Source organism: Streptomyces sp. NPDC052042 (assembly GCF_044548345.1).
Classification (GTDB): Bacteria; Actinomycetota; Actinomycetes; order Streptomycetales; family Streptomycetaceae; genus Streptomyces.
Map to the genome: position 1 here is coordinate 52,497 of NZ_JBIUBU010000011.1, position 13,549 is coordinate 66,045.

Genomic DNA, 13,549 nt, shown 5'->3' on the forward strand with positions numbered 1-13,549 from the left:
ACCGTGCTCAGTCGCCGGACGGGGTCGCCTCGCCGTCCGAGCCGGTGCGGCCGAGCCGCTCACGGACCCGCTCGGCCACGTCTGCGTACCGCGCCTCCGCGCCGTAGCGCGTGGGACGGTAGTACCGCCGGTCGCGGACCGCGTCCGGGGCGTACTGCTGGGCGGCGATGCCACCGGGGACGTCGTGCGGGTACACATAGCCCTGGGCGTGGCCCAGCTTGGCGGCGCCCTGGTAGTGGCCGTCGCGCAGATGGGCCGGAACGGGGCCCGCCAGTCCCTTGTGCACGTCCTCCCGGGCCGCGGCGATCGCGAGCGTCGCGGCGTTGGACTTGGGTGCCAGGGCCAGGGCTATCGTGGCGTGGCTCAGGGTGAGAGCCGCCTCCGGGAAACCGATCATGGCGACCGCCTGCGCGGCGGCGACCGCGGTGGGCAGCGCCGTGGGGTCGGCGAGACCGATGTCCTCGCTGGCCGAGATCATCAGCCGTCGGGCGATGAACCGGGGGTCCTCCCCCGCCTCGATCATCCGGGCCAGATAGTGCAGTGCGGCATCGACGTCGGACCCCCGGATGGACTTGATGAGCGCGCTCGCCACGTCGTAGTGCTGGTCGCCGTCCCGGTCGTACTTCACGGCGGCGCGGTCGACGGTCTCCTCCAGGGTGCGGAGGGTGATCTCCCGCTCCTCCTTGTCCAGTGCGGCGCCGGCCGCCGCCTCCAGCGCGGTGAGCACCCGGCGGGCGTCACCGCCGGCGATGCGCAGCAGATGCTCCTCGGCGTCCTGCGGCAGGGTCACCGCGCCGCCGAGTCCGCGCTCGTCGGTCAGGGCGCGGTGGAGCAAGCCGCGCAGATCGTCGTCCGTGAGCGGTTCCAGGGTGAGCAGCAGCGAGCGCGACAGGAGCGGCGAGATGACGGAGAAGTAGGGGTTCTCCGTGGTCGCGGCGATCAGGGTGACCCAGCGGTTCTCCACGGCGGGCAGCAGCGAGTCCTGCTGCGCCTTGGAGAAGCGGTGGATCTCGTCGAGGAAGAGGACGGTCTCCTTGCCGTAGCCCCCGGTGGCGCGGCGGGCGCCATCGATGACGGCCCGCACCTCCTTGACGCCCGCGGTGATCGCGGAGAGTTCGACGAAACGCTTGTTGGTGGCCTTGCTGACCACGTACGCCAGTGTCGTCTTCCCGATGCCGGGCGGGCCCCACAGGAGCACGGACGACGGGCCCGCCGGCCCGCCGCTGCGCTCGCCGACGAGGCGGCGCAGCGGGGAGCCCGGCTTGAGCAGATGCTGCTGCCCGACGACCTCGTCGAGGGTACGGGGGCGCATCCGGACAGCCAGCGGGCTGCTGGACGGATCGCTCTCCTGGCGGTCTTCGGCGGCGGCGGTAAAGAGGTCGGGCTCCACGTCCTGAAGCCTATGCCACGGCGCCGACACCCGGCCGGGCGAACGGCCCGGCGGGGGTGTCGGCGGGGTGGCGGATCAGCTGGTCCAGAAGTCCCACCAGCGGGTCAGGATCAGCATGCCGATGACTCCGGTCCACAGGACCGGCGGCACCCAGTGGAACTCCGTCAGTCCGCTGCGCAGCCAGCTCGGCGCGGGGATGATCCGGTGCTCGATGTTGTGCTTGGTCACGTAGCAGAACATGACGATCGTGGCGACCCAGGCCAGGCAGCACCACAGGCAGAGCGAGTTGATGTTGTACAGCGACTGGTACTGGAGCCAGGTGCAGAAGCCGACGCCGAACAGCGTTCCGGCGTTCATCCCCAGCCAGTACCAGCGGCGGAAGCGGGCACCCGAGAGCAGCGCCAGGCCGATGCCGATGATCACCGGGTAGGTGGCCAGGCCGAGCATCGGGTTCGGGAAGCCGAAGGCGGACGCCTGCTCGCTCTTCATGATGTTGCCGCAGGCGACGACCGGGTTGAGGCTGCACCCCGGCGTGAAGCTGGGGTCCTCCAGCAGCTTGAACTTGTCGATCGTGATGATCCAGGCGGCGAAGAGCCCGGCGGCACCCGTGATCACCAGCAGCAGCGCGAACGCCCGGCCGGCGCCGAAGGAGCTCTCCACCTCCTTCTCGTCCTGGCCGGATGAGGGGCGGTCAACCGCTGCAGTCGTCATATCGCCGTTCCATCAGTGAGTGGCCTGCTGGGCACGGTCATTGTGCCGTACCCCTCCGCCGCCCCTCTGTTCGATGGACATAAATGTGTGCGCCGGGTGCCGCGTGTGGCCGGTGGGCGGCATCGCGGGTTCCCGGTCGTTCCGGGCCGCGGCCGGGGGCACGCCGGAGGCACGGCGCCCACCGGGACGCCACCCCTGTCCAGCCGCTCCGACCTGCGGTTCCGGCCGGACGGGACCGCCCATCCGGATCGGACGGACGGTTCCGGAGCAGGCTCGGCGCCGCGCCCCGCCGGGTCGGAACCCCCGCGGGGGCATATGCACGCGATGGCCGGAAAGGATCCGTTTCCCCTGGGCATGTGCGAGAGGAATCGCCCCGTAGGGCGACTATTCGCTCATGATTCTGACGGTATGTGCGGCTGGATCCGGACAACCCGCCGGGGCCGGAAACGAGGCCGTGCCGGGCGTACCGCTCCGAGGTGCGCGGGCGGGCGGCGGCCCGGGCCGGCCCAGGTCCGAACGGCACCAGGACGCTTCTTCACCGGGGCGGCGTTCGGCCGGAGGCGGGGCTGTACGGCGTCCGGCGCGTGCGATCGCACGGCGGAGGGTCGTCCTCGTACTCGGACGTACGAGGACGACCCGGACAGCCCTTAGGCCAAGCGCTCACGGACGGCGTCGGCCGCGTCCGCCAACGGGACCGCCGTCTGCTCGCCGGACTCCATGTCCTTGAGCTGGACGACGCCCTCGGCCAGATCGCGTTCGCCGGCGACGAGCGCGAGCCGCGCGCCCGATCGGTTCGCGCTCTTCATCGCGCCCTTGAGGCCGCGGTTCCCGTACGCGAAGTCCGCCGCGACGCCCTCCCGGCGCAGCTCCGTCACGACCCCGAAGAGCACCCGTCGGGCCTCCTCACCGAGCGGCACCGCGAAGACGCTGGTGGCCGTGGGCAGTTCGAGCTCGATGCCCTCCGCCTCCAGGGCGAGCACCGTGCGGTCCACGCCGAGCGCCCAGCCGACCGACGGGAGTGCCGGACCGCCGATCATCTCGGACAGCCCGTCGTATCGGCCGCCGCCGCCCACCGCGGACTGCGCGCCGAGTCCGTCGTGGACGAACTCGAAGGTGGTGCGGGTGTAGTAGTCGAGGCCGCGGACGAGCTTCTCGTCGTCCTCGAACGCCACGCCCGCCGCGGAGAGCAGGTCGCGGACCTCCTCGTGGTACGCCTTGCAGGCGTCGCACAGGTAGTCGCGCAGCACCGGCACGCCGACCAACTGCTTCTGGACCTCGGGCCGCTTGTCGTCGAGGACCCGCAGCGGGTTGATCTCGATGCGGCCACGGGTCTCCTCGTCCAGGTCGAGCCCGCGCAGGAAGCCCTGGAGCGCGTCCCGGTAGACGGGGCGGCACACGCGGTCGCCCAGCGAGTTGAGCAGGATGCGGAAGTTCCGCAGGCCCAGCGCGCGGTACGCCTGGTCGGCCAGGATGATCAGCTCGGCGTCCAGCGCCGGGTCCTCGGCACCGATCGCCTCGGCGCCCACCTGGGAGAAGTGCCGGTAACGGCCCTTCTGCGGGCGCTCGTAGCGGTAGTACGAGCCGGAATACCACAGCTTCACGGGCAGGTTGCCCAGCTTGTGGAGGTTGGCCTCCAGCGCCGCGCGCAGCACGGAGGCGGTGCCCTCGGGGCGCAGCGCCAGCTGGGAGCCGCCCTTGGTGGTGAGGGTGTACATCTCCTTGGTCACGATGTCGGTGGACTCACCGACTCCGCGGGAGAAGAGGGCGACGTCCTCGAAGCCGGGCGTCTCGATGTATCCGTAGCCGGAGTTCTTCAGGGGTGCGGCGATCGCCTCGCGCACCGCGAGGTACTTCGCGGAGTCGGGCGGGGTCAGGTCGTACGTGCCCTTGGGGGCCTTGAAGGTGCTCACGGTCTTCGCTCTCGTCACATTCCTCGTCGGGGCGCGTCCATACCGTGCAGATACGGATTGGTGGCGCGCTCGCGGCCGATGGTCGTCTGGGGGCCGTGGCCCGACAGCACCACCGTCGAGTCGTCGAGCGGCAGGCACACACGGGCCAGCGACTCGAGGAGCTCGGCGTGGTCGCCGCCGGGCAGGTCGGTGCGTCCGACGGAGCCGGCGAAGATCAGGTCGCCCGAGAAGAAGATCTGCGGAACGTCCGCGGCCTCGGGCATCCGATACGTCACCGACCCCTTGGTATGGCCGGGCGCGTGCGCGACGTGGAACTCCAGACCGGCCAGCTCCAGCGGGACGCCATCGGTCAGCTCCTTGAGGTCGTCCGGCTCCCCCACCGTCAGCTCGCCCATGAGCGGCATCCCGATGGAGCGGCCGAGGGCCTTCTCCGGGTCGCTCATCATGTACCGGTCCTCGGGGTGGATCCAGGCGGGGATGTCGTGCGCGCCGCACACCGGGACGACCGAGGCGACGTGATCGATGTGTCCGTGGGTCAGAACGACGGCGACGGGCTTCAGCCGGTGCTTCTTCAGCGTCTCCTCGACCCCCGCGGCGGCCTGGTGGCCCGGGTCGATGATGACGCACTCCTCGCCTGCGGCCGGGGCGACCAGGTAGCAGTTGGTCCCCCAGGCTCCTGCGGGGAAACCGGCGATGAGCACGATCGTCCTTCCTGTCGTCCTGCGGCGGAATTGCGACTGAGAAGGTCGCGGCAGTACCAGAGCCTACCGGTGCTCCTCATCACACAGCCAACCCAGATACGGTACGGGCAGCCCAGGCCCCACCAACGACCTACAAGGAGATCACCCCGTGGTCAGCAGCGATCAGCGGCGACGGCAGCTCGCCCGGGAGAAGTTCGAGCGGCAGCAGCGGCGGCGGGAGGAGGCCCGCCGCAGGTCGAAGCGGCTCACGATCGCCGTCGCTGCGGCGGTGGCCGTGGTGGTGGCCGGCGGGGCGGGCGCGTACCTCACGCTCGGCGGCGACGACAAGAAGGACCAGAGCGACGCGGCGGCGAGTGCCTCTCCCTCGCCGTCGGAGAGCGAGAGCAGCACGCCCGAGCCCCCGATGGCGATCGACAAGAAGGCGAAGTACGCGATGTCGCTGAAGACCAGCGCGGGCGACATCGCGTTCACCATGGAGGCGGCGAAGACCCCGCGCACCACGAACTCGTTCAAGGCGCTGGCCGACAAGGGTTTCTTCGACGGTACGAAGTGCCACCGGCTGACCACGCAGGGCATCTTCGTGCTGCAGTGCGGTGACCCCGAGGGCACCAGCGGGGGCGGCCCCGGCTACACGATCCCGGACGAGAACCTGACCGCGCTGGGCAAGGCGGGCGAGGACGGCACGGTGACGTATCCGGCGGGCACGGTGGCGATGGCGAACACCGGTCAGCCGCACTCCGGCGGCAGCCAGTTCTTCCTGGTGTACAAGGACAGCAAGCTGCCGCCCACCTACACCCCGTTCGGCACCATGGACGCCGCCTCGCTGAAGGCCGTCGAGAAGATCGGCGCTGCGGGCGTGGCAGGCGGTGCGGGCGACGGTGCGCCGAAGACGCCGGTGAACGTCTCGAAGCTCACCGTCGACAAGGCGTGAGACGGCCCACCGGCCGCGCCGCTCCGGCCGGTGGGGACGGCCTCGGCGGGAGCGGATTATTTTCGGCCCCGCCGAGTGCGGACAGCCGGGCTGCCGGTCGCCTAGATTGGCGTTGTGCAGGGCGGGTGCTGCCCGCCCGAGGAAACTGTGGACGATGCCAGGGGGCGAACCTCCCGCGGGCATCAGGTGGAGGAGGCGCTGTGAGCAGCGACCCGTGGGGCCGCGTCGACGAGACGGGCACCGTGTACGTGCGGACGGCCGACGGCGAGAAGGTCGTCGGATCGTGGCAGGCGGGTTCCCCCGAGGAGGCACTGGCCTACTTCGAGCGCAAGTACGAGGGCATGGTGGTCGAGATCGGCCTCCTCGAACGTCGGGTGAAGACCACCGACCTGTCGGCGAAGGATGCCACGGCCGCCATCGAGCATCTGCGGCTGCAGGTGGACGAGCATCACGCCGTCGGCGACCTCGACGCGCTGCGCAAGCGGCTCGACGCCCTGGTGAAGGTGGTCGAGGCGCGGCGCGAGGAGCGCAAGGCCCAGAAGGCGCGTCAGTCCGACGAGGCGCGGCGGGCCAAGGAGGCCCTGGTGGTCGAGGCGGAGGAGCTGGCACGGAGCGAGCAGTGGCGCTCCGCGGGCGAGCGGTTGCGGGCACTCGTCGACACGTGGAAGGGCCTGCCGAGGCTCGATCGCAAGTCCGACGACGAGCTGTGGCACCGCTTCTCGCACGCCCGGTCGGCGTTCTCCAAGCGCCGCAAGGCCCACTTCGCCGCGCTGGACGCGCAGCGCGAGGAGGCCCGCAAGAGCAAGGAGAAGCTGGTCGCGGAGGCGGAGTCGCTCTCCGGTTCCACGGACTGGGGAGGCACGGCCGCCCGCTACCGCGAGCTGATGGCGGAGTGGAAGGCCGCGGGCCGTGCTCAGCGCGAGGCCGAGGACGATCTGTGGAACCGCTTCCGCGGGGCCCAGGATGTCTTCTTCGCGGCCCGCGGCGAGGTCTTCGCCGAGCGGGACGCGGAGCAGGCCGAGAATCTCAAGCTGAAGGAGGATCTCGCCGTCGAGGCCGAGACGCTGGTGCCGGTGAAGGACCTGAAGGCGGCCCGTGCCGCGTTCCGGGGCATCAACGAGCGCTGGGAGGCCATCGGCCATGTGCCGCGTGACGCCCGTTCGAAGGTCGAGGGACGGATGCACGCGGTGGAGCGGGCGCTCCAGGAGGCCGAGGAGGCCGAGTGGCGCCGGACGAACCCGGAGGCGCGTGCCCGTGCCGAGGGTCTGACCGGTCAGCTGCAGGCCGCCGTCGACAAGCTGCGCGGGCAGATCGACGCGGCCCGCGCGTCGGGGAACAACGCCCGCGCCGACAAACTGGCCAAGGAGCTCGAAGGCCGCCAGGCGCTGCTGGACCAGGCGCTGAAGGGGCTTCAGGAGTTCGGCGGCTGATCCCCGTCCCCCGTCGAGGCCCCCTGTGCCCGTCCCTCCGGACGGGCACAGGGGGCCTCGCCCTTGTGCGCCCTGACCGCCGTGCCGCGGTCAGGGCCGGCGTGCCGAGGTCACCCGGTAGACGTCGTAGACGCCCTCCACGCCCCGCACCGCCTTGAGCACGTGCCCGAGGTGCTTGGGGTCGCCCATCTCGAAGGTGAAGCGCGAGGTGGCCACCCGGTCCCGGGAGGTCTGCACGGCCGCCGACAGGATGTTGACGTGCTGGTCGGACAGGACGCGGGTGACGTCCGAGAGCAGCCGGGAGCGGTCCAGGGCCTCCACCTGGATGGCGACCAGGAAGACCGAGGACTGGGTCGGCGCCCACTCCACGTCCAGGATGCGTTCCGGCTGCTGCGACAACGAGTCGACGTTGACGCAGTCGGCACGGTGCACGGAGACGCCGCTGCCGCGGGTGACGAACCCGATGATCGGGTCGCCGGGCACGGGGGTGCAGCAGCGGGCCAGTTTGACCCAGACGTCCTCGACGCCCTTGACCACGACTCCGGGGTCCGCCTTGGAACGGCGCTTGCTGCGGCCGCGCGAGGGCGGCGCGCTCTCGGCGATGTCCTCGTTGGCCGCGTCCTCGCCGCCGAGCGCCTGGACCAGCTTCTGCACGACGCCGGCGGCGGCCACATGGCCCTCGCCGATGGCGGCGTACAGGGACGAGATGTCGGGGTAACGCATCTCGTGCGCGAGGGTGACCAGGGAGTCGCCGGTGAGGATGCGCTGGATGGGCAGGTTCTGCTTGCGCATGGCGCGCGCGATGGCGTCCTTGCCCTGCTCGATCGCCTCGTCTCGACGCTCCTTGGAGAACCAGGCGCGGATCTTGTTGCGGGCGCGGGGCGACTTGACGAAGCCCAGCCAGTCGCGGGAGGGCCCGGCGCCGGCCGCCTTGGAGGTGAAGACCTCCACCAGGTCGCCGTTGTCGAGGGTCGATTCGAGCGGTACGAGCCGCCCGTTGACCCGGGCCCCTATGGTCCGGTGGCCGACCTCGGTGTGCACCGCGTACGCGAAGTCGACCGGGGTCGCGCCCGCGGGGAGCGCTATGACGTCGCCCTTGGGTGTGAAGACGAAGACCTCGTTGCGGGAGAGGTCGAAGCGCAGGGACTCCAGGAACTCGCCCGGGTCCTCGGTCTCCTTCTGCCAGTCCAGGAGCTGTCGCAGCCAGGCCATGTCGTTGACGGTGTCCTGGCGTGCGCCCTTGCCGGTGGCCTTCGGGACGTCGGTGCGCACCTTGGAGGCGCCCGCGACGGCCTCCTGCTTGTACTTCCAGTGGGCCGCGATGCCGTACTCGGCGCGCCGGTGCATGTCGAACGTGCGGATCTGGAGTTCGACGGGCTTGCCGTTGGGACCGATCACCGTGGTGTGCAGCGACTGGTACATGTTGAACTTGGGCATCGCGATGTAGTCCTTGAACCGGCCGGGGACCGGATTCCATCGCGCGTGGACGGTGCCGAGCGCCGCGTAGCAGTCACGGACGGTGTCGACGAGGACCCGGATGCCCACCAGGTCGTAGATCTCGGCGAAGTCCCGGCCGCGCACGATCATCTTCTGGTAGACGCTGTAGTAGTGCTTCGGCCGCCCGGTGACGGTGGCCTTGATCCGGGCGGCACGCAGGTCGGCCTGGACCTCGTCGGTCACGATGGCGAGGTACTCGTCGCGTTTGGGGGCCCGTTCGGCGACGAGACGGACGATCTCGTCGTACATCTTGGGGTAGAGGATCGCGAAGGCGAGGTCCTCCAGCTCCCATTTGATGGTGTTCATGCCCAGGCGGTGAGCCAGGGGCGCGTAGATCTCCAGCGTCTCGCGGGCCTTCTTCTCCTGCTTCTCCCGCTTGAGGTAGCGCATGGTGCGCATGTTGTGGAGCCGGTCGGCCAGCTTGATGACCAGGACCCGTGGGTCCTTGGCCATGGCGACGACCATCTTGCGTACGGTCTCGGCCTGCGCGGCCTCGCCGAACTTGACCTTGTCCAGCTTGGTGACGCCGTCGACGAGCAGGGCGACCTGGTCGCCGAAGTCCTGGCGCAGGGTCTCCAGGCCGTACTCGGTGTCCTCGACCGTGTCGTGCAGGAGTCCGGCCATCAGGGTCGCGGGGTCCATGCCGAGTTCGGCGAGGATCGTGGTGACGGCGAGCGGATGGGTGATGTAGGGGTCGCCGCTCTTGCGCTTCTGGCCGCGGTGCCAGCGTTCGGCGACCTGGTAGGCGCGCTCGACCTGGCGGAGCGTGGCGGTCTCGATCTTGGGGTCGTTGCCGCGGACGATGCGCAGCAGCGGTTCGAGCACCGGGTTGTACGGGCTGGAGCGCTGCACGCCCAGGCGCGCGAGGCGGGCCCGTACGCGGTTGGAGGAGCCTCCGGAGCGCGAGGCGGAAGCCGCCGGGACGACGTGCCTGGTGGCGGGTTTCGCCGGGGGCTTCGGTGTGGAGGCGGCCGGTGAGGCGGGCGCGGCCGGCTGCACGGGCGAGGTGGGCCTCAGCGTCGGGGCCGCGGACCGTTCCGGTCCTGTCCCGGGCTCGGGCGCGGGGGGCTTCGGCCGCTGCACGGACTGCTTCTTCCCGGGCACGGCTGGGACCGCCGCGGGCTCGTCGGGCTGCGGGGCGGCGACTGGCTGGGCCTCGTCTGGCAAGAGCGCTCCTCGTGCGGGTCCGGACTCCCGGAAAGGCCATCGTATCGAGCCGGTGGGGACTCCTCCCCCGGGGACGGTGAGACCCCTCACAACGACGGACCGGTGCCCGGTTGTTCCCGTACCCGTTCCGCATGCGGGTGCGGCGGCTCCCCCGGGGTCCTGTACCGGGCCCATCGGCCCTGTTCCGAGGCCCCTCGGCGGTGCCGGACACACAAGGGAATCGGGTGACCGGAAGACTCCGGTCACCCGATTCACGTCCGCGGTCGCTCGCGCACGGCCGCTCACACGTGGATGAGGGCCTCCAGTGGCGCGCCCGCCAGTCCCCGTTCCAGCCGGGCTCGTCCGCCGAGGAAGCCGAGCTCCATGAGGACCGCGACGCCCGCGACACCGGCACCGGCCCGCCGGATCAGCTCCAGCGACGCCTCGGCGGTGCCCCCGGTCGCGAGGATGTCGTCGATGACCATGATCCGGTCGTCGGTGGACAGGTCCTCCGCGTGGATCTCGATCTCGGCGGTGCCGTACTCCAGCTCGTATCCCTGGCTGAGGGTGGCTCCGGGGAGCTTGCCGGCCTTGCGGACGGGCACGAAGCCGAGACCGGCCCGTACCGCGACCGGAGCGGCCAGGATGAAGCCGCGCGCCTCAAGCCCGACGATCTTCGTGGCACCGTGCCGCAGGCACAGCTCCGCGAGGGTGTCGGTGAGGGCCGCGAACGCCGTCGGGTCCGCGAGCAGCGGTGTGATGTCCTTGAAGACCACACCCGGCTTCGGGTGGTCGGGGATGTCACGGATCCGGCTGAGCAGGAGCTCCCGGACGCTTTCGGTTCCGGTGCTGGTCATCGGTGCCTCTCCGAGGTTCGGCCGCGGCCCCCGGGGGGCTGCTGGCGCTGGCCGACGACCGCGACGGCGGGCGCGGTACGCGATGGGAAGCCGTCGTCCGGCAGGCCGGCGGACTCGTCCTTGGCGGCGGCCGCCGCCCGCTTGGCGAGGACCCGCTTCTTCAACGCCTTGATCTGCGGATCACGCGCCTTGAGGTCGGCGACGAACGGGGTGGCGATGAAGATCGAGGAGTACGCACCGGCGGCGAGACCGACGAACAGCGACAGCGAGATGTCGTTCAGCATGCCGGCGCCGAGGACACCGCCGCCGATGAACAGCAGGCCGGCGACCGGGAGCAGGGCCACGACGGTGGTGTTGATCGAGCGGACCAGGGTGGCGTTGATCGAGCGGTTGGCGATCTCGCCGTACGTCCAGCGGGTCTGCTTGGTGACGTCCACGGTGCTCTCCTTGAGGCTGTCGAAGACGACGACCGTGTCGTACAGCGAGTAGCCGAGGATGGTGAGCAGACCGATGACGGTGCCCGGGGTGACCTCGAAGCCGACCAGGGCATAGACGCCGACGGTGATGGTGAGGTCGTGGATCAGCGCGACCAGGGCCGCGATGGCCATGCGCCATTCGAACGCGATGGCCAGATAGATCACCACGAGGACCATGAAGACGCCGAGGCCGGTCCACGCCTTGTTGGCGATCTGCTCGCCCCAGCTGGGGCCGACCAGGTCGGCGGCGATCTTCTCCTGCTGGACGGAGAGGTCCTTTGCGAGCAGTTCCTTGATCTGGTCGGACTTCGCGGTGTCGACCTCGGTGATCTGGATGCGCAGGCCGCCGTTGCCGAGCTTCTGGACGATCGCCTGGTGGCCGGACGCCTCGGTCGCGATGTCCTCGGCCTCGGCGACGGTCACGCTCGTCTTCGGTGTGGTGAAGACGGCGCCGCCCTTGAACTCGATGCCCATGTTGAGGCCGCTGACCGCCAGGCCGACGATGGCCGTGATGGTGATCAGGATCGAGACGCCGTACCAGATCCTGCGCTTGCCGATGAAGTCGTAACCGACTTCGCCACGGTAGAGACGGGCGCCGAGATTGCCGAATCGCGACATCTCACGCCTCCTTCGGGTGGTCGGTGCGTACGACACGCCGCGAGCGGCGCAGGGGCGGCATGGCGCCGAGGCGCTTGGGATCCAGACCGGACCACGGGTGACCGCTGGAGAAGAACTTCGTGCGCGCCAGCATCGTCATGACCGGCTTGGTGAAGAGGAACACCACGACCACGTCGAGCAGGGTGGTGAGCCCCAGCGTGAACGCGAAGCCCTGGACCTTGCCGACCGTGACGACGAAGAGCACCGCCGCGGCGAGGAACGACACGAAGTCGGAGACCAGGATGGTGCGCCGGGCGCGCGGCCAGGCCCGCTCGACGGCGGGCCGCAGCGTGCGGCCCTCGCGGATCTCGTCGCGGATCCTCTCGAAGTACACGATGAAGGAGTCCGCGGTGATGCCGATGGCCACGATGGCACCGCAGACCGCCGGGAGGTTCAGCGCGAACCCGATGGCCGGGCCGAGCAGCGACATGAGCGTGTAGGTGAGGACGCCGGAGGCCATCAGGCTGAGCAGCGCGATGAACGCCAGTCCGCGGTAGTAGGTCACCAGGTACACGACGACCAGCGCCAGACCGATGGCGCCGGCGATCAGCCCCGCCTGGAGCTGCTCACCGCCGAGGGCGGCGGTGACGGTGGTGACGGTCTGCTCCTTGAAGCTGAGCGGCAGGGCGCCGTAGGAGAGCACGTTGGCGAGGTCCTCGGCGGACTGCTGGTCGAAGCTGCCGGAGATCTCGGCGCTGGCGCTCAGCGCCGTGCGCACGTAGGGGGCCGAGACGACCTCGCCGTCGAGCACGATGGCGAACTGGTTCTGCGGCGACGGCTGCTGTGCGAGCCGGCTGGTGATCGTCTGGAACTTGTGCGCACCGCCCTCGGTGAACTCCATCTGGACGATCCACTGGCTGGTCTGCTGGTTGAACGCGCCCTTGGCGCTGTCCACGTCCGTGCCGGAGACCTCGGCCGGGCCGAGGATGTACTTGGCCTCGCCCGTGGAGTCGCAGGCGATGGTGGGGTCGGTGGGCTTCACGCCGGAGCCGGCCGAAGCGCGGCCCTCTTTGGTGGAGCAGTCCAGCGCGGCGAACTTCTTCTCCAGTGCGCTGCCGGGCTGATCGGCGGGGGCCGAGGGGGTCGTGGACGCCTTCGGCTCGTGGGAGGCTTTGGGGCTGGGCGAGGCGTCCTCGGTCAGTCCCCCGGTGACGGCACGTCCCTGGGTGGTCGCGGCGGCCGACGGTGTGGCCGGGGAGCCGGACGTCGCTTCGCCGGGGGCCTTGTCACCGGCGGACTCGCTCGGCTTCGGCGAGCCGGAGGGCGAGGGGCTGGTGGTTTCCTTGGACGTCGGCGTGCCCGCGGCGAGGCTGAGCACCGGCCGGAAGTAGAGCTGGGCGGTCGTACCGACCTGGTCCCGGGCCTGCTGCGAGTCCGTCCCTTTGGGAATGTTGACGACGATGTTGTCCCGGCCCTGGGTCTGGACCTCGGCCTCCGAGACACCCAGACCGTTGACACGGCGCTCGATGATGCCGGCCGCGGTGTCCATGTTCGTCTGGTTGATCGCGTCCGGCTTGCCAGGCTGGTTCTGCGCCTTCAGCGTGATGGACGTGCCGCCCGCCAGATCGATACCCAGTCGTGGCGTCGGCTGACCGGCCAGGAACATGCCCCCGGTGAGGGCGACCATGGCAATCAGGATCAGAGCCAGGGAACGCCCTGGCCTGCCTTGACCGCCGGCGGGTTCCCGGCTCTTCTTAGGTGCTGGCACCTTCTTGTTTCTCCCTGTCCAACCGCCCAACGCCGGGTACGCGCCTGGGCGGCCACGAAGTGTAGTGGGGACCCACCCCCGAAAATCCGCACGAACCGGGGAGTGCCGGACACCTGTGGGCTCACGGCATCCCCG

General features: G+C 70.4%; 10 protein-coding genes. 2 read left to right on the forward strand and 8 right to left on the reverse strand.

The window, feature by feature from the left end; all coding sequences use genetic code 11:
• Positions 1 to 7 precede the first annotated feature (7 nt).
• From ACIHCL_RS19490 to ACIHCL_RS19505, 4 genes are all read right to left on the reverse strand, one after another.
• Positions 8 to 1,390: a replication-associated recombination protein A gene (locus ACIHCL_RS19490; protein ID WP_399863327.1), complete on the reverse strand. Its 1,383-nt coding sequence runs from the start codon at positions 1,388 to 1,390 to the stop codon at positions 8 to 10.
• A 75-nt stretch (positions 1,391 to 1,465) separates the two neighbouring features.
• The gene (locus ACIHCL_RS19495) at positions 1,466 to 2,101 is read right to left on the reverse strand and encodes a vitamin K epoxide reductase family protein (RefSeq protein WP_399863329.1); all 636 of its coding nucleotides are present in this window, start codon (positions 2,099 to 2,101) and stop codon (positions 1,466 to 1,468) included.
• 647 nt (positions 2,102 to 2,748) lie between these two features.
• Complete coding sequence (hisS, locus tag ACIHCL_RS19500; RefSeq protein WP_399863331.1) at positions 2,749 to 4,011, reverse strand: histidine--tRNA ligase; 1,263 nt, start codon at positions 4,009 to 4,011, stop codon at positions 2,749 to 2,751.
• A gap of 14 nt (positions 4,012 to 4,025) precedes the next feature.
• Positions 4,026 to 4,712 (reverse strand): MBL fold metallo-hydrolase, encoded by a 687-nt coding sequence (locus tag ACIHCL_RS19505; protein WP_399863333.1) that lies wholly within the window; start codon positions 4,710 to 4,712, stop codon positions 4,026 to 4,028.
• 148 nt (positions 4,713 to 4,860) lie between these two features.
• Here ACIHCL_RS19505 and ACIHCL_RS19510 point away from each other — a divergent pair, with 148 nt between their 5' ends.
• Positions 4,861 to 5,643, forward strand: coding sequence for a peptidylprolyl isomerase (locus ACIHCL_RS19510; protein WP_399863334.1), 783 nt, complete (start codon positions 4,861 to 4,863; stop codon positions 5,641 to 5,643).
• Positions 5,644 to 5,843: 200 nt separating this feature from the next.
• Positions 5,844 to 7,073 carry a DUF349 domain-containing protein gene (locus tag ACIHCL_RS19515; RefSeq protein ID WP_399863336.1) on the forward strand — a complete coding sequence of 410 codons (1,230 nt, stop codon included), beginning with the start codon at positions 5,844 to 5,846 and terminating at the stop codon, positions 7,071 to 7,073.
• A 90-nt stretch (positions 7,074 to 7,163) separates the two neighbouring features.
• Here the strand turns inward: ACIHCL_RS19515 and ACIHCL_RS19520 are convergent, their stop codons facing one another.
• The 4 genes from ACIHCL_RS19520 to secD form a co-directional block, all read right to left on the reverse strand.
• Entirely contained in the window at positions 7,164 to 9,737 is a 2,574-nt protein-coding gene (locus ACIHCL_RS19520; RefSeq protein WP_399863337.1) for a RelA/SpoT family protein, read from the reverse strand.
• 281 nt (positions 9,738 to 10,018) lie between these two features.
• Entirely contained in the window at positions 10,019 to 10,573 is a 555-nt protein-coding gene (locus ACIHCL_RS19525) for an adenine phosphoribosyltransferase (RefSeq protein WP_399863339.1), read from the reverse strand.
• On the reverse strand, positions 10,570 to 11,667 hold the full coding sequence (gene secF / locus ACIHCL_RS19530) for a protein translocase subunit SecF (RefSeq protein ID WP_399863342.1): 1,098 nt from the start codon (positions 11,665 to 11,667) through the stop codon (positions 10,570 to 10,572). Before secF ends, ACIHCL_RS19525 begins: the two co-directional genes overlap by 4 nt.
• A gap of 1 nt (position 11,668) precedes the next feature.
• Positions 11,669 to 13,414, reverse strand: coding sequence for a protein translocase subunit SecD (gene secD, locus ACIHCL_RS19535; protein WP_399863344.1), 1,746 nt, complete (start codon positions 13,412 to 13,414; stop codon positions 11,669 to 11,671).
• Between the last annotated feature and the right edge of the window lie 135 nt (positions 13,415 to 13,549).